The sequence below is a fragment of the Sphingobium sp. genome (assembly GCA_023266575.1).
In the GTDB taxonomy this organism is placed as follows: domain Bacteria; phylum Pseudomonadota; class Alphaproteobacteria; order Sphingomonadales; family Sphingomonadaceae; genus Sphingobium.
Map to the genome: position 1 here is coordinate 1 of JAHFPV010000026.1, position 24,557 is coordinate 24,557.

Here is a 24,557-nt window from a genome sequence, read left to right on the forward strand (position 1 = left end):
ATCAATTCTTTCCGCGTTGCCATGCTCACCTTCCTCATCGTTCCCTCCCAACCGTTGCCGGGAGCAGTCTAGATGAGGCAACAGCCCGTCACTCAGGAGCAAAAACGGTGAGGCAATGCGACCTGCCCCGACATGTCGGCCACCAGCGCGCGGAAAATATCGTCCTTTGTATCGAAATAGGTGTAGAAACTGCCGAGCGCACAGCCCGCGCGGCGGGTGATGCCGCTGATCGACCCTTCGTGGAATCCCTTCTCGCCGAACTCCTGCGCAGCCGCCGCCAGAAGCGCGCGGCGGGTGCGTTCGCCGCGCGCCGTGCGGGGGGTCTTATCATCCCTCAAGGGCACCTGATCGGTCATAGTCTCTCCCCCGTCGCTGTGTTCTTTTTACCGCAATTTGGCCGCGTCGATAGCCCGCTCCATATTTCAAGTTGAAAGCTGGTTCAACTTTCATTATCGAATCGGGCAAGACACATGGCGACCCGCCAACCGGGCGCTCATATTCAGGAGAGGACCGCTCATGAAGGCCTATCACAGCATCCGCGCTCTAGCCCTTGCATCTGCCGCCTGGACCGGCGCGCTGGCCCTGCCCGTCATCGCCCAGGACGCGCCGCAGGGTGCCGCCGACGACAGCGAAGGCGCGATCATCGTCACCGCCCGCCGTCGCGAGGAAACATTGGTGAGCGTGCCGATCGCGGTCAGCGCCTTTTCCGGCGACAGGCTGGAATCGCAGGGCGCGATCGACATTACCGATCTGGCGAACCTGACCCCCAACACCACGCTGGAAGCGTCGCGCGGCACCAATTCGACGCTGACCGCCTTCATCCGCGGCGTGGGCCAGCAGGATCCGGTGTCGGGTTTCGAGCAGGGCGTGGGCATCTATCTGGACGATGTCTATCTGAACCGGCCGCAGGGCGCGATTCTGGACATTTATGATGTTGAGCGGATCGAGGTGCTGCGCGGGCCGCAGGGGACGCTCTATGGTCGCAACACGATCGGCGGCGCAGTCAAATATGTGACCAAGATGCTGCCGCAGGATTTCGCGCTCAAGATCAAGGGCAGCTATGGCACCTATGATCAGGCCGATGGCATCATCAATGTGTCGGCGCCGATTGGCGACATGATCCGGGTCGGCGGCGCCTTTGCCCGCCTTTCGCGCGGAGGCTTTGGCGACAATCTCACCACCGGGGACGAGAATTACAACAAGGATGTCTGGGCCGGGCGCGCGACGTTCGAGATGGGCGGCTATGGCCAGCCGGTGCTGATGCGGATCACCGGCGACTATACCAAGGATAATAGCAGCGCGCGCGGCGGCCATCGCCTGATCCCCGGCCAGTTGTCGGGTGCGCCAGTGCTGGGCGATGTGTTCGACACGCGCGGCGGGCTGGTCGACCCCAAGCAATATGTAAAGTCCTACGGGCTTTCGATGAACATCACGGCGGAATTGTCCGACGCGGTGACGCTGCGGTCGATCAGCGCGTGGCGCAAGGATGACAGCGCATCGCCCATTGATTTCGACGCGCTGCCTGCGGTCGATGTCGATGTGCCGGCCTTTTTCTTTAACGAGCAGCTGAGCCAGGAATTCCAGCTTCTCTATGATAGCGGCCCGCTGCATGGCCTGCTGGGCTTCTATTATCTCGATGCCAAGGCCGACACCGCGTTCGACGTGCGCCTGTTCACCACTGTGGCGGGGCTGACCGCTTACACCCAGGCCGATGTCGATACTGAAACCTATGCGGTGTTCGGCGATTTCACCTTCGACATTTCGCAGCAGCTGAGCATTTCGGCGGGCGGTCGCTATACATGGGACAAGCGCCGGGCCGACATTTTGCGGCAAAATTATCTGGGTGGCGGCTCGCCTCTGTTCGGCGGTGCTGGCGTGGCGTTCGGCGCGCCCGGCACCAATTTCAACGGGGAGCGCGAATATAAGAAATTCACCCCGCGCGTCTCGGTCAGCTACAAGCCGACGCCCGATCATAATATCTATGCCAGCTATGCGCAGGGCTTCAAGGGTGGCGGTTTCGATCCGCGCGGGGTGGGCGTCAATGCGCCGGACCTCAACAGCAACGGCATCCGTGAAGATAGCGAGATCGCGTCTTTCCTCAGCTTCCGTCCCGAAAGCGTCGAAAGCTATGAAGTGGGCTATAAGGGCAACTTCATGAACGGCGCGCTGTATGTCGCGGTCGCGGGCTTCTATGCCGATTATACCGACGTGCAGATTCCGGGCTCCGTCGCCTGCTCGGTCGGCGGCATCCCCTCCTTCTGCGGTGTCGTGTCCAATGCGGGCAAGGCGCGGTTCAAGGGGCTGGAATTTGAAAGCAACGCGCGGCTGGCGCAGGATTTCCTGACCGGCGGCGACCGGTTGAGCCTGGCAACGGCGGTCGGCTTCATCGACGCGGAATATCGCGAATATGTCACCAATATCGGTGGCGTCCCGACCGATGTGGCGGCGTTCCGCGAAGTGCAGAACACCCCCAAATGGACCGCCAGCGGCACGCTGGGCTACACGACGCCAGTGGGCGACGGCAGCCTGTATGCGGGCAGCACCGTGTCGTGGCGCAGCAAGACCTATCAGTATGAAGTCCCCAATCCCTATATCGACCAGAAGGGCTTTGCCCTGTGGGACGCCAGCATCGTCTATACCGCGCCGGACGACCGCTGGACGCTGGGGCTGCACGGCAAGAACCTGCTGGACAAGGAATATAAGACGTCGGGCTATACCTTCGTCGCGGCCAATGCGACGACCGGCGCGATCATCAACAATGCCGCCGGTTTCCCGACCCCGTCGTTGGGCCGCGAAGGCACGCTGACCGCCTTTTACGGCAATCCGCGGCAGGTGTTCTTGACGGGGACGGTGAAGTTCTGAGGCGCACGTCGCTAATCTTATAATCCGTTCGCCCTGAATAGGGGCTGAGCGAAGTCGAAGTCCCGTATCGAAGGGTTGCGTCCAAACGCAGTCCTTCGATACGCCCTTTCGACCAGCTCAATGGCTACTCAGAGCCTGCCCCCGCGAAGGCGGGGGACGAACGGATGATTTTGACGGGCTTGGCCATTAGGAACAGACGATGACTAACCCAACACCCGCCGCCCCGGCACCCGTTTCCCCAGCCTATCGCGGCGTCGTGCTGGCGATGCTGCTGCTGGTCTATACGTTCAATTTCCTCGACCGGCAGATACTCGGCATCCTGGCCGGCCCGATCAAGGCGGAGCTGGGTCTCACCGACGGGCAGTTGGGTGCGCTGGGCGGGATCGCCTTTGCCTTGCTTTATTCGACGCTGGCCATTCCGCTGGCGCTGCTGGCCGACCGGACCAGCCGGACCTGGGTGATCACCGTCAGCCTCGCCGTGTGGAGCGGCTTTACCGCTCTGTGCGGGCTGGCGGGCAGTTTCTGGCAGATGTTCGCTTTCCGCGTCGGCGTGGGCGTGGGGGAGGCGGGCGGCGTCGCCCCCTCCTATGCCGTCATTTCCGATTATTTCCCCGCGAACCAGCGGGCGCGGGCCCTGTCCATCTATTCGCTCGGCATTCCTTTGGGGTCAGCCGGTGGCGTGCTGCTGGGCGGCTATATTGCCCAAGCGGTCGAATGGCGCACCGCCTTCATCGCCGTGGGGCTGGCGGGCCTGCTGATCGCGCCCTTGTTCCGGCTGGTGGTGCGGGAACCCGCGCGCCCGGTGCTGGCAAGCGATGCCGTGCCGGTGAGCGCAGTGTTCGGCATATTGGCGGCCAAGCGCGGCTTCTGGTTCTTGGCGCTGGGCGCCGCGTGCAGTTCGATGTGCGGCTATGGCGTCGCCTTCTGGCTGCCCAGCCTGTTGATGCGCAGCTTTGGCCTCGACCTGATGGGCGCGGGGCAGTTTCTGGGCGCGCTGCTGCTGATCGGCGGCGTCGCAGGCGTGCTGCTGGGCGGCTGGCTGGGCGACGCGATGGGCGGCAAGGACAAGGCCTATTATGCCTGGGTGCCCGCGATCAGCTATGTCGTGGGGATGCCCCTGTTCGTGGTCGGCGTGCTGTCCGACAGCGTTGGCATTGCCTTCGCACTGTTCCTGATCCCGCAAGCGCTTGTCTATGTCTGGCTTGGCCCGGTCCTGACCGCCGTCCAGCACCTCGTCCCCGCCCATATGCGCGCCAGCGCGGCGGCGAGTTTCCTGCTGATCAACAATCTGGTCGGGCTGGGGCTGGGTAGCTGGAGCGTGGGGGCTTTGTCAGACGCACTGACGCCCGCTTATGGGGCGGAGGCACTGCGCTACGCGATCGTCGCGGCGCTGGGTTTCTATCTGCTGGCGGGGCTATTCATGGCGCTGGCCGGCAGGGCGCTGCGCAAGGATTGGGTTGCAGCGTAACATGCACATCCGTTCGCTTCGAGCGAAGTCGAGAAGCAGCAAGCGCTGTGCCAGCGTTTCTCGACTTCGCTCGAAGCGAACGGAGGAGGGGATTACCGCTCCTTGGTCGCGCTGAATTTCACCTTGGGGTGGCGTTCCTGCTGGTAACCTATGTCCCAGGCGCTGCGGGCCATGAATACCAGCGCGCCGTCGCGGTCCTTGGCCATGTTGGCGGCGTTGAAGCCGATGAAATCCTTGATCGCGGCCTCGTCACCGCTGATCCAGCGGGCGGTGTCAAAGGGTGAGGGTTCGAGGCCCGCCGCGACCTTATACTCCGCGTCCAGCCGGGAAATCAGCACTTCCAGCTGGAGCTGGCCCACGACGCCGACGATCCAGTTGCTGCCGATTTCGGGGTAGAATACCTGGATCACCCCCTCTTCGGACAGGTCGTCCAGCGCCTTGCGCAACTGCTTGGTCTTGGTCGGGTCTTTCAGCTGCACCCGGCGCAAAATTTCCGGCGCGAAATTGGGCAGGCCGGTAAAACGCAGCCCCGGTTTCTCGCTCAGCGTATCGCCCACGCGCAGCGCGCCATGGTTGGGGATGCCGATAATGTCACCAGGATAGGCCTCGTCCGCCAGCTCACGGTCCTGCGCGAAGAACAGGATCGGCGAGTGGACCGCCAGCGCCTTGCCGGAGCCTGACGGGGTCAGCTTCATGCCGCGTTTGAACTTGCCCGACACCAGCCGCATGAAGGCGATGCGGTCGCGGTGCATCGGGTCCATATTGGCCTGCACCTTGAAGATGAAGCCGGTCACCTCGCTGCCCTCCGGCTCGACCGCAGCGGGTTCGGCGGGCTGGGCGCGCGGCGGCGGGGCGTGGGCGGCCAGCGCATCGATCAGTTCGGTGACGCCAAACAATTTGAGCGCGGAGCCGAAATAGACCGGGGTCAGGTCCCCCTGGCGATAGCGGTCGAGATCAAACTCGGCATAGCCGCCCTGCGACAGCTCGGCCTCCTCGCGCAGCTTGGTCAGGCCATCGAGCGAGAGGAAATCGGCGAGTTTCGGGTCGTCCAGCCCGGTAAACTGGTGCCGCGTGCCGTCAAATTCCTTGCTCGGCCCGCTCGGCTGCATCAGCCGGTTGGTGGCGAAGTCGTAAATGCCCTCAAACTCGCCGCCCATGCCGACCGGCCAGCTCATCGGGCAGACGTCCAGCTGCAACTGGTCCGCCACTTCGTCGAGCAGGCCGAACGTCTCGCGCCCCTCGCGGTCCACCTTGTTGACGAAGGTGATGATCGGCAGGTTGCGCAGGCGGCAGACCTCGAACAATTTGCGGGTCTGCGGCTCGATGCCCTTGGCCGCGTCGATCACCATCACGGCTGAGTCGACGGCAGTCAGCGTGCGATAGGTATCCTCGGAAAAATCCTCATGCCCCGGCGTGTCGAGCAGGTTGAAGGTGATCGTCTCGCCATCGCGCGTCCGCTCGAACGTCATGACCGAGGATGTGACGGAAATGCCGCGCTGCTGCTCGATCTTCATCCAGTCCGATCGCGCACGTCGGTTCGCCCCGCGCGCCTTGACCTCCCCCGCCAGATGGATCGCGCCGCCTTCCAGCAGCAGCTTCTCGGTCAGCGTGGTCTTACCGGCGTCGGGGTGGGAAATGATCGCGAAGGTGCGGCGGGATGGGATGGTCATGATGATTTTCTGGGTCGGGAGTAATAAAGCCGTTCGCCCTGAGCGAAGTCGAAGGGCCATGCCGAGCGGAGGCGAGGCACTTCGGCTTCGCTCAGTGGAGGGCTTCGACTTCGCTCAGCCCGAACGGAATCTAGGTTGCGCCGTTACACGTCCACAAGGCTGACGTCCATGCGGAAGGCGCGGTTCTGCCCCGGTGGCAGCGCTATGATGCCCTGTTTCGCCCACACATCACCCACGAACCCGACCAGATCGGCCATCCCGGCCCAGGGTTCGACGCACAGATAGTGCGCGCCCGGCTTCTGCCACAGGCCCAGCCATGGCGTGTCGGGAAAGTCGATTTTCAGGCGCGGCTGGCCCGGCACGCCCCAGAGCAGCGAGCGGCTATTGAGATCGTCCCAGATCAGCGCGTCGCCCGCGAACATGGCGTGACTGGGGACGAGCGTGTCGCCATCGACCGGTGAGGCTACAGACTCCCGCGCGATCAGGCCGGGTTCCGCGCCCACCTTGCGGATCGGCGCGGGTTCGGGCTGTTCAAAGACGATGCGGTGATCCTCCGGTGCGCCGCCATAGGGCAGGGGCCAGGCGAAGGCGGGATGATAGCCAAAGGAAAAGGGCATCACCGCCTCCCCCCGGTTGGTCACGGTCGCGGTCATCCGCAGGCTCGCCGCTTCGATCGCGAAATCCATGTCGAGCCGGAAGGCGAAGGGATAGATGGCAAGGCTGGCCGCATCCGCCTCCAGCCGGAAGGTTGCGGCGCTCTCGCTGCTGTCGATCAGGGCGAACGCGCTGTGCCGGGCAAAGCCGTGCTGAGGCATGGCATAGTCGCGCCCGTCGAGCCGATAGAGGTCGCCGCGCGACCGCCCGACAAAGGGGAAGAGAAGCGGCGCATGGCCGGTCCACCAGCGCGGATCGGCGTCGGTCATCAGGTCGCGCCCTTGCGCATCGCGCAGCGACCACAGTTCCGCGCCATGGCGGTGGATGGTGGCGCTCAACTGGTCCGAAGCGATGCCGACCGGGGCGTCTGTCACTGGCTCTTGTCTCCTGCTGGTCTGCCCCTGCCTTAACGCTGATGCAGCCGCCTGTCTTGCCCTGCGCTATCATCGTTTCGCATGGGAACTGAAGCTTGGGCCGCTGGTTTGGGAGGCGGGAGATAGAATCATGAAATTATACGCAATCGCGGCACTGTTACTCTGTTCGACCTCGGCGCTGGCACAGGAGGGGGACAAGCCCAAGGATGAGACGCTCAGGAAAGCGGGCAATATCGCCAGCCAGCCGGTGCGAGACATCGGCCTGGACAAGGATGAGATTCCTGCCGTGCTGCTGAAAGCGGTGGAAAATCCCTATGCGACCCCGGCGTCGCGGACCTGCAAGGGGCTGAAAGCATCGCTTGGCGAACTCAACGCGGTGCTGGGCGAGGACTTCACTGTCGGCGCCAAGGCGAACGAGAATCGCACCGGCAAGATTGCAGAGGCGGTCGGCAAGACCATCGTCAATTCGCTGATCCCCTTCCGGGGGCTGGTGCGCGAAATCAGCGGTGCCGCGCCGCAGGAACGGCGTTTGCAGGCAGCGGTGACGGCGGGGATCGCCCGGCGCGGCTATCTGCGCGGGCTGGCGGCGAATAAAGGCTGCAAGATCACCAGCTAAGCATATTCGCGCGCATACCCCGGATGGGGTATGCGCGCGGACTGCGGGCGGCATAATGCTGTAAGAAGGTGGTCTGACTGCCTGCCGATGGCCGGATCATTCGCGACCCATGATCTGGTCATCGGCCCTTGGTTCGCAAGGTTTAGACCGGCACGGCAACCAAAATGCGCTCTTTCGCGCATTTCGCGACAGACGTTTCGTGAGTGACGTCCCGCCTTCGCTTCATCCCGCTTTCATGCTAGGTCGCCGCCAACACACTGGCGAGACCCATGATGAACGACCTGACCCAGACCCCTGAAATGCTGATCGCGATGATGGGCGCACGCGCCCGTCGCGCTGCGCTGGCCCTCGCGCAGGCGAGCGACGCGCAAAAGGCCGATGCGCTGCGCCGCGCGGCGCAGGCGTTGCGGGATCAGGCGCCGGCGATCATTGCTGCCAACGCGCGCGACATGGACAATGCCGCCGCCAACGGCCTGTCGCCCGCGATGCTCGACCGGCTGAAGCTGGACGCGTGCCGGGTCGCGGCGACCGCCGACGGGGTGGAGCAGGTCGCCAGCCTGCCCAATCCGCTGGGCAGCGTCATCGACCAGAGCGTGCGCCCCAATGGACTGCAACTCAGCCGCGTGCGCGTGCCGCTGGGCGTGATCGGCATCATCTATGAAAGCCGCCCCAATGTGACGGCGGATGCCGCGGCGCTGTGCCTGCGCGCGGGCAATGCCGTCATCCTGCGCGGCGGCAGCGAGGCTAAGGAGAGCAACCGCGCGATCCTGACCGCGATGGTCGAGGGGATCGTGGCCGCTGGCCTGCCCGCCGATGTCGTGCAACTCATCCCCACCACCGACCGCGCGGTCGTGGGCGCCTTGCTGCGCGCCACCGAATTTATCGATCTGATCGTGCCGCGCGGCGGCAAGAGCCTGGTCGCGCGGGTGCAGGAAGAAGCGCGGGTGCCGGTGCTGGCGCATCTGGACGGCATCAACCACAGCTATGTCGATGGCGCGGCCGATCCGGCGATGGCGCGGCAACTGGTGATCAATGCCAAGATGCGTCGGACGGGCGTGTGCGGTTCGACCGAAACGGTGCTGATCGACCGCGCCTTTGGCGATGCGCCCGCGCTGGTAAAGGCTTTGCTCGACGCCAGATGCGAAGTACGCGGCGACGAAGCGGTGCAGGCGATGGACACGCGCGTCATCGCGGCGAGCGAGCAGGACTGGGACACCGAATATCTCGAAGCGATCGTGTCGATCCGGCTGGTCGATGGCGTGGACGGCGCGATCGCCCATATCGCCGCCCATGCCAGCCACCATACCGACGCGATCATCACCGACGATGCCGAGGTCGCAGAGCGGTTCCTGAACGCGGTGGATAGCGCCATCGTGATGTGGAACGCCTCCACCCAGTTTGCCGATGGCGGCGAATTCGGGCTGGGCGCGGAAATCGGCATCTCGACCGGGCGGCTCCACGCGCGCGGGCCGGTGGCGCTGGAGGGGCTGACGACATACAAATGGATCGTGCGGGGGACGGGGCAGGTTCGGCCGTAACCCCCGACCCGTTCGGGCTGAGCGAAGTCGAAGCCCTTTGCCGAGCGAAGGCGAGGCCGGGACCTTCGCTGCGCTCAGGTGAGCCCTTCGACAGGCTCAGGGCGAACGGTGTTGGGGTATTGCTACCCCTTCACCACCGTATCGATCGCCTTGAGCTTCGTCAGCATCGGCGCGACCCAGTCGAGCGGCAGCATCACCGGGCCGTCGGAGGGCGCATTATCCGGGTCCTGATGCGCTTCGGCGAAGATCGCCGCGACGCCCGCCGCAACCGCGCTGCGGGCCAGCAGGGGGGCATATTCGCGCTGGCCGCCGGACGCGGAACCCAGGCCGCCGGGCTGCTGCACCGAATGGGTGGCGTCGAACACGACCGGATAGCCGGTCTCACCCATCACCGGCAGCGCGCGCATGTCGCTGACCAAAGTGTTGTAGCCAAAACTCGCGCCGCGTTCGGTCAGCAATATGCGCTCATTGCCGGTCGAGGCGACCTTCTGCGCCACCGCTGCCATGTCCCACGGAGCCATGAATTGCCCCTTCTTGACGTTGATAACCGCGCCGGTGCGACCGGCGGCGAGCAGCAGGTCGGTCTGGCGACACAGGAAAGCAGGGATCTGGAGGATATCGACCGCCTGGGCTGCGGCCTCGACCTGACCCGCATCATGCACGTCGGTCAGCACCGGACAACCCAATGTCGCCTTCACCTCCGCCAGGATCGCCAGCCCCGCGTCGATGCCGACGCCGCGCTGGCCCGACACCGATGTCCGGTTTGCCTTGTCGAAGGAGGATTTGAAGATGAACGGCACCCCCGCCGCCCTGGCGATCTGCGCCAGCGCGTCGGCCATGAACAGCGCATGGTCGCGGCTTTCGATCTGGCAGGGACCGGAAATGAGGACGAAGGGCAGGTCGTTGCCGATGGTGATCGGGCCGACCTTCACATGTTTTGGATCAGTCATGCCGGTCACTTGGGCGCTTTGGCAAAGCGCCGCAAGAGCTGGCCACGCCACAGTCCCTTGCCCGGATGATAGTTCCAGCAGAACCAGCCAAAGCAGAGGCAGGCGATTAGCGATGGCAGCGCCATCGGATCGCCATGGCTTTTCATATGGCGATAGAAGGCCATGTCCGCGCGCCAGCGGTCCCGTTCGCTGCCGCCACCATTGATGCCATAGGCATTGTCATGCTTCCTACAGCCGATGTTTCGGTTGTATTTACGGTGGTCTATGAAATAGCAGTAGTCGCGTTCGGGCGTGTTCATGACCCGATTAGGGCCGGGGCAGTGCAAAAATTCAAGCGTAAAGTCTTTTATCTCGGCGGTTTCGATCCGCGCGGCGTGCGTTTTTACCACCAGCTCTATCGCGACCAGGCCGGACGCTATGACCGGCTGACCGGCGAGGACGTCATTGTGAGCGGCCGCCGTGCCGGTCCTGCGGGATCGGTCGTCTCCACCGTGTGGAGCGTGGACAATGCGCAGGCAGGGGTCGAGACGGATTATGAATTTCTCCGCTGGGAGGATCTGGTCGGCAAGGTGTGGATTCGTAATCCGCTGAAACTCGCCTGGCGCTCCATCGCCACCTATGTCGGCCATGGCCGCTTCATGCAGTTCAAGCGCATGAAAAAGCTGCGCCCCGGCCCGGTGCTGACGATTTGCTACCCGCCTTTTCTGGCGGTGATGATCCCGCTGCTGTTCGCGCTGCTCCCCGCGCTGCTGCTGTGGAGCGTGCTGCCCTTCTGGGCGGCGGCGCTGGCGGGGATCGGGATCAGCGCGGTGGCGTCGGGCAAATGGCTCAACAAGCTGGTCGTGCCATGGCTGCTGCGCTTTACCTATTATCACCACACGCTCGCCGCCGGCGGGCCTGGCGAGGCGCTGGACGCGCGGCTTGATGCGTTCGCCCGCCGGATTTCTGAGGAACTGGACGAGCCGTGGGATGAGGTGCTGTTCCTGACCCATAGCGCGGGGACTATCCTGGGCATGTCGGTGATGCGGCGCCTGTTCGACCTGCGCGGCACAAGCCTGCCGGATCATTTCGCGATGGTGGGTATGGGGCAGGTGGTGCCGGTGGTGGCGCTGCGCACCGATGCGCGCTGGTATCATGCCGATTTGCGCGCGCTGGCGGACAAGCATTTCCGCTATGTTGACCTCAGTTTCCCGCCCGATGGCGCGGCCTATTTCAACGTCAATCCGCTGCTGCTGGAAAGCGACAGCCATGCCGCACGGGTCGACATGCTCTCGCCGCGCTTCCATCTCTTCTACGATCCTGAAAATTATCATGGCGGCTGGTCGAACAAATATGAGGCGCATTTCGACTATCTGCGGGTGGGTGATCGCCTGTCGCCGGTCGATTTCCTGAGCCTGACCGCAGGCCACCGCACCCTCGATGACGCGATCGCCGCGTTCAGGACGATCCCATGACCGATCCGCTCTTCACCCCGCCCTTTCCGCAGCCCACGCGCAACAAGCGAACCATGCTGCGGCGCTTCTTCATCGGCTGGCACAGCTGGATCCATGTGCTGTTCGAGAAAAGCTACACGATGAAAATGGGCGAGGTGCGCGGGCGCGGGCAGCTCATGTATATCGCCAATGAACTGCCACTGGTGGACCGTATCCTGAAAGGCGGGACGGAATTTCCCAAACATCATGAACTGGTCAAGGGGCTGTGGCCGCTGATCGGGGATGGCGTCTTTTCCGCCAATGGCGCGGATTGGGAAAATCAGCGGGCGATGATCAATCCCGCCTTTGCCCATACCGCGATGAACAAGACGATGCCGTTGATGGTGGAGGCGGTCGCGGCCTTCCTCGCGCGGATCGACGGGATGGACCGCAGCAAACCGATCAACATCGACGCGATGATGACCCATGTGGCCGCCGACATCATCTTTCGCACGCTGTTCTCGCAGACGCTCGATACCAAGCGGTCCTTCATTATTCATCAGGCGTTCGGCCGGTTTCAGCGCTATTCCCATTCGGCCTCCATGCTGGGCCTTTACGGCTTTCCAAGCCGCTGGTTCGAACGCTGGTCGGAACGGCCCGCCAACGCCATTCGCGGCGTGTTCGCGCCGATCGTGGAGGAACGCTACAACGCCTTCCATGCTGGCGAACCGGGCGATCATAACGACATTCTCCAGTCGATCATCGCCGCCAAAAGCCCCAGCACGGGCGAACATTTCACCTTAAAAGCGGTGATGGATCAGGTTGCGACCATCTTCCTGGCGGGGCATGAAACCTCCGCCAGCACCATGACCTGGGCGCTCTACCTTCTGTCGGAATGCGCCCATATTCAGGAGCGCGCGCGGGCCGAGGTGATGGCGGTCGCGGGCGACGCACAAGTGACCCCGGCGATGCTCAAGGAGATGGGCGTGGTGCGCAACGTGTTCAAGGAAACGCTGCGCCTCTACCCGCCGCTCGCCTTCTTCCCGCGCGAAGTGCCCTGCCCGATGCGGATGCGCGACAAGGATCTGGTGCCCGGCGCGATGCTGGTGGTCGCCCCCTGGCTGACCCAGCGCAACAAGGATAATTGGGCCTGCCCGCACAGTTTCGATCCCGACCGGTTCGACGATCCGGCCAATGCCGACATGATCAAGCAGGCCTGGCTGCCCTTCAGCCGCGGACCGCGCGTATGCGTGGGGGCGGGCTTTGCCCAGCAGGAGGTGATGACCGTGATCGCCGATGTGCTGCGCCACTATCGCCTGTCGGTGCGGCCCGGCTACAAGCCCGAACCGATCAGCCGCCTGACCGTCCGCCCGCGCAAGGGGATGTGGTTAATGTTCGAGAAGCTGGCGAACTGACCCGAAATAGGCCTCACGCCATCTCCTCCTCCGGCACGACATCCACCATCGCCTGGATGCTCTGGCCCCAGCCGCCCACGAACAGGCCGTCCATCGGCGCGACGTCGGCATAGTCGCGGCCCATGGCGACGAAGAGATGGCCGTTGCCGGTGATGCAGCCATTGGTGGGATCAAAGCCGATCCAGCCGCGCGTCGGCCCGCACCACAGCATGACCCAGGCGTGCATCGCGTCCGCGCCGATCAGCCGGGGGCGGCCGGGCGGCGGATCGGTGCGCAGATAGCCGCTGACATAGGCGGCGGGCAGCCCGGCCAGCCGCAGCGCGACCACCATGACATGGGCGAAGTCCTGGCATACGCCATGGCGCGCGGCAAAGGCGTCGGCGACCGGCGTGCTGGCGTCGGTCGCGCCCGGATCATAAGCGAACTCCGCCCGGATGCGCAGCGCCAGCGCCAGCGCGGCGGCGACCACGGGCCGGTCCGGGGCCAGCCCGTCGCCGACCCAGTCGCCAATCTCCGCCAGCAACGGCGCGCGGGTGGAGGCATAGAGATAGAGGGCGGGGGCGGACGCGCTCATGTCGCGATCGACCAGCGCCGCCCTGGCCACCGCGCCGATGGTGGGATCATCGGGCTGGGGATCGGGCGGCGCGCTGTCCTGTACGCCGATACGGAATCGGCTCTCGATCGTCAGCTGACGGATCGGGCTTTCGATCACCAGCCGCGCGACATGGACCGGCCAGGCACCGGGGCGCGACGCGATGATCGACGGAACCGGATCGACCACCAGCGCATAGTCCGACGTCCATTGCCCGGCCCAGGGCGCGGGGCGCAGGCGCAGGTTGAAGCGGGCAAGCCGCATCGGCGCGGCGTAGCGCAATATGGTCTGGTGGCGGACATGGTAGATCATGACAAAAGGTCGGCTCCGTCGGCCTTTTCCGCCTTGCGCACTTGCAGGAAATAGCGCTGGCCGATCGCGTCGGACAGGCCGAGCAGGCGGTTTTCGACGTCGTTAATGTCGGCGATGGTCAGCATGTCCCCGGTCAGCGGGCTGAGCCTAGCGACCAGCGCATCGGCCAGGCGCTTTGGCTCCTCCGGCATCCCGTCGGCGCGCAGGGTCGGCAGCGCCGCAATATGATCGGCCAGTCGCTGCGCCTGATAGACGATGGCACGCGGGTTATGCGGCTCCAGCGCGACCAGATCGCGCACCGGGGGCAGCGCCGGGCCGGTCAGATAACGGGTGCGATAGCTGATCTGGCTGTCGTTGAGGTCCAGCAATACGGTCAGGTCATCCGCGCTGGCGCCATCGCCACCGAACAGGCCGAGCAGGCGGCAGCCATTGATCGCCCGCTCCATCCGTCGGCCCATATCGTGGAAGCGCCAGCCTTCCGTCCTGCCCATATTCTCCGCCGCCAGCCCCGACAGCGCCGAAATCCGCTCGATCATGCGGGATGAGGCATCGAGCAGGGTTTCGGTCACCGCGCCGTCAAATGTGGGCAGCGGCAGGCGCACCAGTCGCCAGAAATCGCTCGCCAGCCGGTCGCGCAGCCCTTCGCCGATATTGCCGACGCTGGCCATCAGCGCGCGGACGCTGCCCGACTGGCGCGCATCGCCCAGCGCGGTGGCGCAGAGCGGGCCGACCGGACCACCGCCGTCGCGGGCAATCGCCCCCCACAGCACCAACTGCCCCACCAGCCGGTTCATCGTCGGCGACGCGACCGAGGGACCAAGGTCCGCCTCGATCGACCCGCCGACAATCGCGCGGATCAGCCGCAGCGTCATTTCCGTCCGCTCGATATAACGGCCCAGCCAATAGAGATTGTCCGCCGCCTTAGCCGGCAGCATCCCGCCGATCCGCCGGATCGCGGGCGCGCCGCCGCCCAATAATGTATCTGGCGGCACCGGCTGACTATCGACCACGCACATATCGGCGGACATGTCGCCCTTGCCCATCAGCGCGGCGCGAATATCGCCATGGCCCGCCAGCCGCGCAAAGGCACCGGGCATGACCCGCCACTGGCCCTGCGCGTCGCGCGCCACGAACACACGCAGGGTGAAGGGCAGGGGGGTCAGCCGTCCGTCGACCACCGCCGGGGTGGTGGACAGTTTCACCACCTCCTGCCCGACATAATCCATCGGCCGCCGCGCCATCGCTTCGGCCAGCGTGGCGCGTTGCCGCTCGTCCAGCGCCGATCCCGGCATGAAGCGCGCGTCGGGCAGGCCCGCCACATCCTGATCGAAGGCGGACCCAACCACCAGCCGGTCCAGCCGCTCACGCACATAGGCGCGCTCCTCGCTCTGTCCGCACCACCAGGTCGCGATATTGGGCAGGATCAGGTCCGCGCCCAGCAGCGCCTTGCTCAGTTGCGGGAGGAAGGCAGCAAAGGCGCGCGATTCGATCACCCCCGCGCCCGGCCAGTTGGACAGGACCAGCCCGCCGCGCGCGCAGGCATCGAACAGGTCGGGCACGCCAATGCGCGACTTGCTGTCGAACGCCAGCGGATCCATGAAGCGGCTGTCCATCCAGCGCCACAGCCCGTCGATGCGCTTCAAACCCTGAATCGTGCGGACGAATAATTGCCCGTCGGTGACGATCAGATCTTCGCCCTCGACCAGCAACAGGCCCAGATAACGGGCCAGATGCGCCTGTTCGGCATAGCTCTGGTTAAAACGGCCCGGCGTCAGCAGGCCGATGCGCGGGTCGGATCGTTCGCAGTCGGCGGCCAGCCCCCGGCGCAGATCGTCGAAAAAGGGTGCGAGCCGCCGCGTGTTCATTGCGCCGAGCAGATCGCCGGTCGCGCGCGACAAAGCGAGGCGGTTTTCCAGCGCATAGCCCACGCCCACCGGGGTCCGCACCCGATCGGCCAGCACGCGCCATTCGCCCGCCGGGCCGCGTCCGATATCGGCGGCGTAGAAATGGAGATGGTGGCCGCGCGGTGGCGGCGTGCTGGTCATCACCCGCCAATAATTCGAACTGCCGGTAATGACGCTGGCGGGCAGCTTGCCATCGCGCACGAGCGACCCGGCACCGTAAATATCGCCGATCACCTGCTCCAGCAATTCGGCGCGCTGGGCCAGACCCTGTTCGATATGCGCCCATTCGCCCGCATCGATCAGCATCGGGATCGGCCCCAGCGGCCAGGATCGTTCCTGCTCGTCCCCGGTCAGGCGGAACGCCATGCCCAGGTCGATCGCCTGCCGCGCGACATTGTCCGCCAGCATCGCCGGATTGCCCTGCGCCTGTGCCGACAGCCGGTCCAGCATCGCGCGCCAGCGATCCTGCATGGCGGGCGCTGCACCGGCAAACAGATCGCCTGCCGGTGCAGCAGCCAGATAGGCGTCGGCCCAGTTCAGACTTATGTCCGTCTCCACCCGGCCGCCCTTACGCGCCCGGATGCCTGAAGCGCAGGTCCAGCGTCATCGGGAACTCGCCCGCCGGTTCGGCGGCGGGCATGTCGACCGGTCCGGGGGTATGGCCATGGTCCTGAAAACGCGCCTTGCGCCGCGCTTCGGCTTCATAACCGTTGATCGGCAGCGTGTCGTAATTGCGCCCGCCCGGATGCGCGACATGATAGACGCAGCCGCCGAGCGACCGCCCGCTCCAGCTGTCCAGCACATCGAAGGTCAGCGGCGCATTGGCGGGCAGGTTGGGATGCATACAGTTGGCTGGTGCCCACGCCTTGTAGCGCACGCCGCCCACGCCCTCGCCCGGCACCGACGTCGCCGTCATCGGCACCTGCCGCCCGTTGCACGCAACGATGTGCCGCCCGGCGACCAGGCCGGTGGCGCGGACCTGCAACCGCTCGGTCGAACTGTCGACGTAGCGCACCGTGCCGCCAATCGCCCCGGTTTCGCCCAGCACATTCCACGGTTCGAGCGCATGGCTGATCTCCAGCCCCACGCCACCGGCATCGACCGTGCCATGGATGGGGAAGCGGAACTGGCGCTGCGCCTCGAACCAGTTGGGGTCGAAATCATAGCCCGCGCCGCGCAGGTCGGAGAGGATTTCCAGGAAATCGGCCCAGACGAAATGGGGCAGCATGAAGCGATCATGCAGGGTCGTTCCCCAGCGCACCAGATTGCCCTGCTGCGGCTGCCGCCAGAACCACGCCGCCAGCGCCCGGATCAGCAATTGCTGCGCCAGGCTCATCCGCGCTTCGGGCGGCATTTCAAAGCCGCGAAACTCCAGCAGCCCCAGCCGTCCGGTCGGGCCATCGGGCGAAAACATCTTGTCGATGCAGATTTCTGTGCGATGGGTGTTGCCCGTCACGTCGACCAGCAGGTTGCGGAACAGCCGGTCGACCAGCCATGGGGGCGGCGACGCGCCCTCATTCGCAAACGGGTTGGGCACCTGCGCCAATGCGATTTCCAGCTCATAGAGGCCATCATGCCGCGCCTCGTCGATGCGCGGCGCCTGGCTCGTCGGGCCGATGCACAGACCCGAAAACAGGTAGGACAGCGAGGGATGCCGCTGCCAGTAGAGGACGAAGCTTTTGAGCAGGTCGGGCCGCCGGATGAACGGCGAATCCGTCAATGTCGGCCCGCCCAGCACAATATGATTGCCCCCGCCGGTGCCGACCGACCGGCCATCGACCATGAATTTGTCGGCGGTCAGATCGCACTCGCGGGCATAAGCGTACAGCTGTTCGGTGATCGCGACTGTCTCGTCCCAGCTGGACGCCGGGTGGACGTTCACTTCGATCACGCCGGGGTCGGGCGTCGCCTTCAGCACCGCGATGCGCGGGTCGGGCGGGGGCGAATAGCCCTCGATCCGCACCGGAATCCGCAGCGCCTCAGCCGCGGCCTCAACCTCCGCGATCAGTTCCAGATAATCTTCCAGCGCCTGCACCGGGGGCAGGAATACCGACAGATAATGGCCGCGCGGCTCGACCGTCACGGCGGTGCGGACGGCTCCTTCGATAATCACCTGCTCGACCCGGTCCTGCGCGGCGACGCCGCCCTCTGGCCCCGCGACCCGTTGCGACTGTTGCGCGCGCACTTCCTCGACATTGGCCTGCTGCACCACCTGCGCGCGAAAATCGGGCAGCGGCTCGCGCGGTTCGCTGGTGTCGCGCGGGTGGATGTAGGGATAGTCCGATGGCGGCACATAGGGCAGGGAGCCGAGCGGCAGGCGGTATCCCAGCGCCGAATCACCCGGCACCGCGAACAGCTTGCCGCGCCGCAATTGCCAGATTTCGCTCTGCCAGCGCGGCTTGGTGACCTGCGACTGCCAGCGCTGCACCGGCAGCACATAGCCGACTGGCTGGTCCAGCCCACGCTCGAACGTCTTGACCATCCGCGCGCGCGCTTCGGGGTCGCTGATCTTGGGATCGTCAGTGGTGGCGTTGATCGGCAGTTCCGATTCCTTGATCGACCAGACCGCCGGATCTTCAAACACCGCATGGGTATATTCGTCGGAAAAGCCCATATTGGCGGCCATATGGCCCAAAAACGCGCGGGCATCGTCGGGCGTCACGGTGCGCGCGCCTGTCGGAGCATCATCTGGCGCGATCAGGCTTTCATCGTGCCAGATCGGCGTGCCGTCGGTCCGCCAATAGACCGCATAGGCCCAGCGCGGCAGGCTTTCGCCCGGATACCATTTGCCCTGCCCATGATGAAGCAGGCCGCCCGGCGCAAAGGACGCGCGCAGCTTGCGGATCAGCCGATCGGCATAGGCCGCCTTGGTCGGGCCGACCGCATCGCCATTCCATTCGCCCGCGTCGCCACCGTCCACTGCGACGAAGGTCGGCTCGCCTCCGATGGTCAGCCGCATATCCTGGGCCTGCAAATCCGCGTCGACCTTCGCCCCCAGCGCCATCACCGCGTCCCAGCGCTTGTCGGTGAAGGGCTTGGTGATCCGCACCGCTTCGGCGATGCGGGACACGGTCATCGCGAAATCGAAATCGACCTCGGCGGGTTCGGCCATGCCGCTGATCGGCGCGGCGGATTTGTAGTGGGGCGTCGCGCAGAGCGGAATATGCCCCTCGCCTGCAAACATGCCGCTGGTCGCGTCCAGCGCCACCCAGCCCGCGCCCGGCACATAGGCTTCCGCCCAGGCGTGGAGGTCAACGACGTCCTGCGTCACACCCTTCGGCCCCTCGATCGGCTCGACGTCCGCGACCAGCTGGATCGAATATCCCGACACGAACCGCGCGGCAAAGCCCAGCCGCCGCAGCAATTGCACCAGCAGCCAGGCCGAATCGCGGCACGATCCGGTGCCGATTTCCAGCGTCTCTTCCGGCGTCTGGACGCCCGCCTCCATGCGGATGACATAGCCGACCTGTTGTTGCAGGCGGCGGTTCACCTCGACCAGAAAGTCCACGGTGCGGCTCTGGTAACCGGCATATTGATCCACCATCGTCTCGAACAGCGGCCCTTGCGGCTCGACATCGAAATAGGCGGCCAGATCGGTTTTCAGCTGATCGTCATAGGCGAACGGATAATTTTCCGCGTACGGCTCCACGAAGAAGTCGAACGGGTTGATGATGTCCAGATCAGCGAGCAGGTCGACCTCGATACTGAAATGATCGACCGGATCGGGAAAGACGACCCGCGCCAGCCAGTTGCCGTGCGGGTCCTGCTGCCAGTTCAGGAAATGCCCCGCCGGTTCGATTTTCAGCGCATAATTGGGCACCTTGGTCCGGCTGTGCGGCGCGGGGCGCAGGCGGATAACCTGTGGGCCAAGCCGGATCGGACGGCTGTAGCGATAGGCGGTGCGGTGGTGGAGCGCGGCTTTGAGCATGGCGCGGATCAAACGCTACCCCCTGTTGCAATGCAATATGCAAATGATTTGGCGGGCAAAGAATCTGCGCGGACACGGCCCGCCCCGGCGATGCAGCGACAAGCCACTGGACCCCGCGCGCCAAAGTCCTTACCGTCCCCGCCATCCCCGGGGGACCGTCCGCAGACGGTTGAGAGGCGGCTTTGTGGCCGCGACCCGCTGAACCTGATCCGGCTAACACCGGCGTAGGGAGGGCAAGCGCGCACTCATACCGCCCGCATTCTCTCTCTTTCGCTGCAAGGAGAGTGACTTATGGCAGACGTCCCCGCCCGTACCGAAATGCGCGTGACTACCGGTCCCATCCGTGGATCGAAGAAAATCCATGTCGGCCCGCTCAAGGTCGCAATGCGCGAAATCACGCTGGAGCCGGGCAGCGGCGAAGCACCGGTGCGGGTCTATGACACGTCCGGTCCCTATACCGATCCGAACGCGCAGATCGACATCATGGCGGGCCTGCCCCAGCTGCGCCGCGACTGGATCATCGCGCGCGGCGATGTGGAGGATTATGAGCCGCGCGAGGTGAAACCGGAGGATAACGGCCTCAAAGGCCCGGACCGTTCGGGCGGCGTCGCCCAATTTCCCGGCCATCACCGCCGCCCGCTGCGCGCGAAGCCCGGCATGAACGTCAGCCAGATGCACTATGCCCGCCGCGGCATCATCACCCCGGAAATGGAATATGTCGCCGAGCGCGAAAATCTCGGCCGCGCGCGCCTCGCCGAATATATCCGCGACGGGCAGGATTGGGGCGCGGCAATCCCCGATTATGTGACGCCCGAATTCGTCCGTGACGAAGTGGCGCGCGGCCGGGCGATCATCCCCAGCAACATCAACCACCCCGAATCCGAACCGATGGCCATCGGTCGCAATTTCCTGGTCAAGATCAACGCCAATATCGGCAACTCCGCCGTCGCCAGCGACGTCGCGTCCGAAGTCGACAAGCTGGTCTGGTCGATCCGTTGGGGCGCGGACACGGTGATGGACCTGTCCACCGGTCGCAACATCCACGACACGCGCGAATGGATCTTGCGCAACTCGCCCGTGCCGATCGGCACCGTCCCCATCTATCAAGCGCTCGAAAAGGTCGGCGGCGTGGCCGAGGAACTGACCTGGGACATTTTCCGCGACACGCTGATCGAGCAGGCCGAACAGGGCGTCGACTATTTCACCATCCATGCAGGCGTGCGCCTGGCCTATATCCCGATGACCGCGAAGCGCGTCACCGGCATCGTCTCGCGCGGCGGCTCCATCATGGCGAAATGGTGCCTCAGCCATCACAAGGAAAGCTTCCTCTACCAGCATTTCGACGAGATCACCGAAATCTGCAAAGCCTATGACATCGCCTACAGCCTGGGCGACGGCCTGCGCCCCGGATCGATCGCCGACGCCAACGACGAAGCGCAGTTCAGCGAACTCTACACGCTGGGCGAACTCACCAAGCGCGCCTGGGCGCAGGATGTGCAGGTGATGATCGAAGGGCCGGGCCATGTCCCCATGCACAAGATCAAGCAGAATATGGACAAGCAACTCGAAGCCTGCGGCGAAGCCCCCTTCTACACGCTGGGGCCGCTCACCACCGACATCGCGCCGGGATACGATCATATCACCAGCGGCATCGGCGCGGCCATGATCGGCTGGTATGGCACGGCGATGCTCTGCTATGTCACGCCCAAGGAGCATCTGGGCCTGCCCGACCGCGACGACGTGAAGGTCGGCGTGGTAACCTACAAACTGGCCGCCCACGCGGCTGATCTGGCCAAGGGCCACCCCGCCGCCAAGGTCCGCGACGACGCACTGAGCCGCGCCCGCTTCGAGTTCCGCTGGCGCGACCAGTTCAACCTGTCGTTGGACCCCGACACAGCGGAGCAATATCACGACCAGACGCTCCCCGCAGAAGGCGCGAAGTCGGCGCATTTCTGCTCCATGTGCGGCCCCAAATTCTGTTCGATGAAAATTACGCAAGAGGTGCGGGACTTCGCGGCGAAGCAAAATCAGGACGCCGACGCGTTCATCGCCGCCAATCCTCCCCGGCACGGGGAGGGGGACCAGCTAAATGCTGGTGGAGGGGGTGCGCCGCTGGACGCTGCCCTTGCCGAACAGGGCATGGCGGAAATGAGCCGGGTGTTCAGGGAAACCGGCAGCGAGCTGTATATGGGCGCTGGGGACAGGGAGCGGGATTGACTACTGAGATATTGCGTTGGTGGACAAACAAAGACAATCTAGCAGCCCAAGTATTTTGCCACGGAATAAGTCATCCGATTATGCTGTCGGACGTTGCCGGAAATGGAATTGAACAATGCCAAAAATTGCTCCCGATAAGGTGTTCACTCCTCGTGCGCCTCAAGTCAACGACCGCATGTACGTCCAACGAACAAAGTTGGAACGGCGATTGGTGGATGCTTTTAACGCCAACAAATATATCGTAATTCATGGCGAAAGTGGAAATGGTAAAACTTGGCTATACAAAAAAGTTTTCGCTGAAAATAACATCCACGTAGATGTTTTGAATTTAGGACAAGCAGCAGCCACTGGTTCCCTTGAAAATGCATTTAAACAAAAATTGGGAGAATGGGGGAGGCCTACTACCGTTTCCCAAGAAACTCATTCCAGCGGTGGATTTAAGCCTGCTGGAATTGGTGTCGATCATTCTCTTTCTTCGTCTCAGACATTTTATGCGAAAAGTCCATTTATGGCTTTGCTGGAATCTGTTCGCTATAGGGCAAACAATGATGGCCCGGCTGCTCTTGTTCTGGACAACTTCGAATCAATAGTTTCCAACGCAGAAATGGTAAAGCAAGTTGGTGGTTTGATCGTTTCGGCAGACGATGAATCATTTAGCCAATATGGAGTCCAAGTAGTTATTGTCGGAGTTCCAGGAAATCTTAAATAAATACTCGTTAATATTTCTAATTCTGCTCCTGTGTCAAACAGGTTAACTGAAATACCTGAGGTTGCTCGTATGTCAGAGGAGGAAGCAAAAGATTTAATTCAACGTGGATTCGTTGATGAGTTAGGCCTTAGCTTTTCCGAAGATATCGATATCGAAAAATTATATACAGACATAAATTTTTACACTGATAGAATTGCTCAACATTTGCATGAGCTTTGTCTAATAATTTCTCAGAATTCTATAAGAAATAATGATGTAATATCACCCACAATATTCGATGAATCTGTAGAAACTTGGGTTGCAGATACCCTATCATCAGATGTAGGCGTTATTGAGGGTGTGATGAATGCAATTGATACAAAAGTGGGGCGAAAGAATCAAGTTCTCTATTCTTTAGGTATTTGTTCGATGGAAGATTTTAAGACCAGTGATATCGAATCAATTGTTCGAGATCATTTTGAGGTTGGCGGGGCAGCTTTGAATGTGTCTCAAATACTTTCTGGTTTTGCGAGCGCTAAGCACCCAATAATTCGACGAGCGCCAAAGCAAAATCTTTGGAAATTTGTTACACCGAAATATAGGATGGCGATCAGGTCAAAATTAAAACGGACAGAGGATGGTCGAGTAACTTTGAATCATAGCTAACTTACTACGATAGCAGTCCAGATCGGTGTTCGTTGCCCGACTGACACGGATGTGCATCAGGCTAAGCCGTCCCGTTTCCTCCAATCAGCGATAATATCCTCAATCGTCCTGTCGCTGATGCCGGACGCCCGCCCTTCTTCGATCGCGGCGCGCAGAAGGTGCTGTTTTTCCTCTGCCTCCTGCTCTCGCCGAACCAGATCGCGGACATAATCGCTGCTGCTGCTGTAGCGGCCTTCGGCGACGCGGGCCTCGATCCAGCTTTTAAGGCCATCGGGGAGCGAGATATTGATTTGAGCGATGGACAAAATTCATACAAAATTGCGCTATTTTTGACACGCCGCGCTGTCAGCACCGGCACATGCCCCCTCCATGACAGCATCATTGCGCCACGACATCCATCCATGTTATAACCCCCGTATGAACACCCCCCTCAAAATCACCAAGATCGGTAACAGCGCCGGGGTCATCCTGCCCAAGGAGTTGCTGGCCCATCTGCACGCCAGTGCCGGAGACAGCCTCTCGGTTGTCTTGACCCCGCGCGGAATCGAACTGTCTGCCGCCGAACCGGATTTTGATGCGCAGATGGCGGCGGCGCGCGATGTCATGGCGCGGCGCAAGCGGGCGCTGCGTGAACTCGCCAAATAATGGCGGGCCGGGACTGGGTCTGGGTGACGCCTGCCGTGGCGGAGGCAGCCCATGCCGAACAGATTGCCGAACATGGCGGCGGGGGCGACGGGCTGCGGGATCGCGGCCTGTTTGAAAGCGCCATGGCGCGCCCGCACCATCAGGCGCTCTATGGCGATCCTAACGCGGCGGCGCTGGCGGCGGCCTATGCCTATGGCTTGGCGCGCAACCATGCCTTCATCGACGGCAACAAGCGGATCGCGGCGGTGGTCAGCGAAACCTTCCTGCTGCTCAACGGCTATCGACTGACCGCGACCGACGCCGAACTGGTCGTCGCCTTCCTTGAACTCGCCGCCGGCAATTGCACCGAAACCGACCTGGCCGATTGGTTCCGCCAGCATATCGCCGCCGCCTGAAGCCCGCGCCTGAAGCCCGCATCTGTCCTACTGCGCCGGTTGCTGCTAACCTGCGCCCCGGCTCCTTCCCACCGTCTGCTTTCCCGGCCCCGACAGCGCACCCCTGCGTTGATCGCCCGCCGACTTTGCATGACCCAACTTGAACAGTGCTTTTGGAAAAGGCATTTTTGTTCAATGACATGCACGCACCGGCGCGAGTGTTACCACTACATTTTTGGGTTTGGTTGAGCTTGCAGAGGCTCAGGTTCGCG

General features: G+C 63.4%; 19 protein-coding genes, 1 pseudogene and 1 riboswitch. Of the genes and pseudogenes, 11 read left to right on the forward strand and 9 right to left on the reverse strand.

Annotated features, from left to right (window positions below; genetic code table 11):
• Positions 1-119 precede the first annotated feature (119 nt).
• Positions 120-356, reverse strand: a pseudogene (locus tag Q0D44_RS17365) (TetR/AcrR family transcriptional regulator); the annotation flags it as partial.
• A 160-nt stretch (positions 357-516) separates the two neighbouring features.
• Between Q0D44_RS17365 and Q0D44_RS17370 the strand changes: the two are divergent.
• Complete coding sequence (locus tag Q0D44_RS17370) at positions 517-2,862, forward strand: TonB-dependent receptor (protein WP_294138184.1); 2,346 nt, start codon at positions 517-519, stop codon at positions 2,860-2,862.
• Between the two features lie 199 nt (positions 2,863-3,061).
• Positions 3,062-4,330 carry an MFS transporter gene (locus tag Q0D44_RS17375; RefSeq protein ID WP_294138185.1) on the forward strand — a complete coding sequence of 423 codons (1,269 nt, stop codon included), beginning with the start codon at positions 3,062-3,064 and terminating at the stop codon, positions 4,328-4,330.
• A 92-nt stretch (positions 4,331-4,422) separates the two neighbouring features.
• Here the strand turns inward: Q0D44_RS17375 and Q0D44_RS17380 are convergent, their stop codons facing one another.
• Complete coding sequence (locus tag Q0D44_RS17380) at positions 4,423-6,000, reverse strand: peptide chain release factor 3 (RefSeq protein WP_294138186.1); 1,578 nt, start codon at positions 5,998-6,000, stop codon at positions 4,423-4,425.
• A 143-nt stretch (positions 6,001-6,143) separates the two neighbouring features.
• Entirely contained in the window at positions 6,144-7,028 is an 885-nt protein-coding gene (locus tag Q0D44_RS17385; RefSeq protein WP_294138187.1) for an aldose 1-epimerase family protein, read from the reverse strand.
• Between the two features lie 130 nt (positions 7,029-7,158).
• Between Q0D44_RS17385 and Q0D44_RS17390 the strand changes: the two genes are divergently transcribed.
• A complete protein-coding gene (locus Q0D44_RS17390) occupies positions 7,159-7,644 on the forward strand; it encodes a hypothetical protein (RefSeq protein ID WP_294138188.1) in 486 nt (161 codons plus the stop codon).
• Between the two features lie 272 nt (positions 7,645-7,916).
• Positions 7,917-9,182: a glutamate-5-semialdehyde dehydrogenase gene (locus Q0D44_RS17395; RefSeq protein WP_294138198.1), complete on the forward strand. Its 1,266-nt coding sequence runs from the start codon at positions 7,917-7,919 to the stop codon at positions 9,180-9,182.
• Positions 9,183-9,304: 122 nt separating this feature from the next.
• Here the strand turns inward: Q0D44_RS17395 and kdsA are convergent, their stop codons facing one another.
• Together kdsA and Q0D44_RS17405 are read right to left on the reverse strand one after the other, a co-directional pair.
• Positions 9,305-10,132 (reverse strand): 3-deoxy-8-phosphooctulonate synthase, encoded by an 828-nt coding sequence (gene kdsA, locus Q0D44_RS17400; RefSeq protein WP_294138189.1) that lies wholly within the window; start codon positions 10,130-10,132, stop codon positions 9,305-9,307.
• Positions 10,133-10,137: 5 nt separating this feature from the next.
• Complete coding sequence (locus Q0D44_RS17405; RefSeq protein ID WP_217674195.1) at positions 10,138-10,431, reverse strand: hypothetical protein; 294 nt, start codon at positions 10,429-10,431, stop codon at positions 10,138-10,140.
• Between the two features lie 21 nt (positions 10,432-10,452).
• Here Q0D44_RS17405 and Q0D44_RS17410 point away from each other — a divergent pair, with 21 nt between their 5' ends.
• Together Q0D44_RS17410 and Q0D44_RS17415 are read left to right on the forward strand one after the other, a co-directional pair.
• Positions 10,453-11,586 (forward strand): hypothetical protein, encoded by a 1,134-nt coding sequence (locus tag Q0D44_RS17410; protein WP_294138190.1) that lies wholly within the window; start codon positions 10,453-10,455, stop codon positions 11,584-11,586.
• On the forward strand, positions 11,583-12,959 hold the full coding sequence (locus Q0D44_RS17415) for a cytochrome P450 (protein WP_294138191.1): 1,377 nt from the start codon (positions 11,583-11,585) through the stop codon (positions 12,957-12,959). Before Q0D44_RS17410 ends, Q0D44_RS17415 begins: the two co-directional genes overlap by 4 nt.
• 13 nt (positions 12,960-12,972) lie before the next feature.
• Here the strand turns inward: Q0D44_RS17415 and Q0D44_RS17420 are convergent, their stop codons facing one another.
• The 3 genes from Q0D44_RS17420 to Q0D44_RS17430 are packed head-to-tail and all read right to left on the reverse strand — an operon-like array spanning position 12,973 to position 19,695.
• Positions 12,973-13,863, reverse strand: a complete 891-nt coding sequence (locus Q0D44_RS17420; RefSeq protein ID WP_294138192.1) for a transglutaminase family protein — start codon at positions 13,861-13,863, stop codon at positions 12,973-12,975.
• Positions 13,860-16,325, reverse strand: coding sequence for a circularly permuted type 2 ATP-grasp protein (locus Q0D44_RS17425; protein ID WP_294138193.1), 2,466 nt, complete (start codon positions 16,323-16,325; stop codon positions 13,860-13,862). The genes Q0D44_RS17420 and Q0D44_RS17425 overlap by 4 nt, the downstream gene beginning before the upstream one ends.
• A 10-nt stretch (positions 16,326-16,335) precedes the next feature.
• On the reverse strand, positions 16,336-19,695 hold the full coding sequence (locus tag Q0D44_RS17430) for a transglutaminase family protein (RefSeq protein ID WP_294138199.1): 3,360 nt from the start codon (positions 19,693-19,695) through the stop codon (positions 16,336-16,338).
• Positions 19,696-19,833: 138 nt separating this feature from the next.
• Positions 19,834-19,943: riboswitch (TPP riboswitch) on the forward strand.
• Between the two features lie 43 nt (positions 19,944-19,986).
• Here Q0D44_RS17430 and thiC point away from each other — a divergent pair.
• From thiC to Q0D44_RS17445, 3 genes are all read left to right on the forward strand, one after another.
• Positions 19,987-21,912, forward strand: a complete 1,926-nt coding sequence (gene thiC, locus Q0D44_RS17435) for a phosphomethylpyrimidine synthase ThiC (protein ID WP_294138194.1) — start codon at positions 19,987-19,989, stop codon at positions 21,910-21,912.
• Positions 21,913-22,027: 115 nt separating this feature from the next.
• Complete coding sequence (locus Q0D44_RS17440; RefSeq protein ID WP_294138195.1) at positions 22,028-22,621, forward strand: AAA family ATPase; 594 nt, start codon at positions 22,028-22,030, stop codon at positions 22,619-22,621.
• Between the two features lie 69 nt (positions 22,622-22,690).
• Entirely contained in the window at positions 22,691-23,266 is a 576-nt protein-coding gene (locus Q0D44_RS17445; RefSeq protein WP_294138196.1) for a hypothetical protein, read from the forward strand.
• Positions 23,267-23,322: 56 nt separating this feature from the next.
• Here the strand turns inward: Q0D44_RS17445 and Q0D44_RS17450 are convergent, their stop codons facing one another.
• Entirely contained in the window at positions 23,323-23,571 is a 249-nt protein-coding gene (locus tag Q0D44_RS17450) for a type II toxin-antitoxin system ParD family antitoxin (RefSeq protein ID WP_366009773.1), read from the reverse strand.
• Between the two features lie 112 nt (positions 23,572-23,683).
• Here Q0D44_RS17450 and Q0D44_RS17455 point away from each other — a divergent pair, with 112 nt between their 5' ends.
• A complete protein-coding gene (locus tag Q0D44_RS17455) occupies positions 23,684-23,911 on the forward strand; it encodes an AbrB/MazE/SpoVT family DNA-binding domain-containing protein (protein WP_130753883.1) in 228 nt (75 codons plus the stop codon).
• Positions 23,911-24,306, forward strand: coding sequence for a type II toxin-antitoxin system death-on-curing family toxin (locus Q0D44_RS17460; RefSeq protein WP_294138197.1), 396 nt, complete (start codon positions 23,911-23,913; stop codon positions 24,304-24,306). The genes Q0D44_RS17455 and Q0D44_RS17460 overlap by 1 nt, the downstream gene beginning before the upstream one ends.
• The last annotated feature ends 251 nt before the right edge of the window (positions 24,307-24,557 follow it).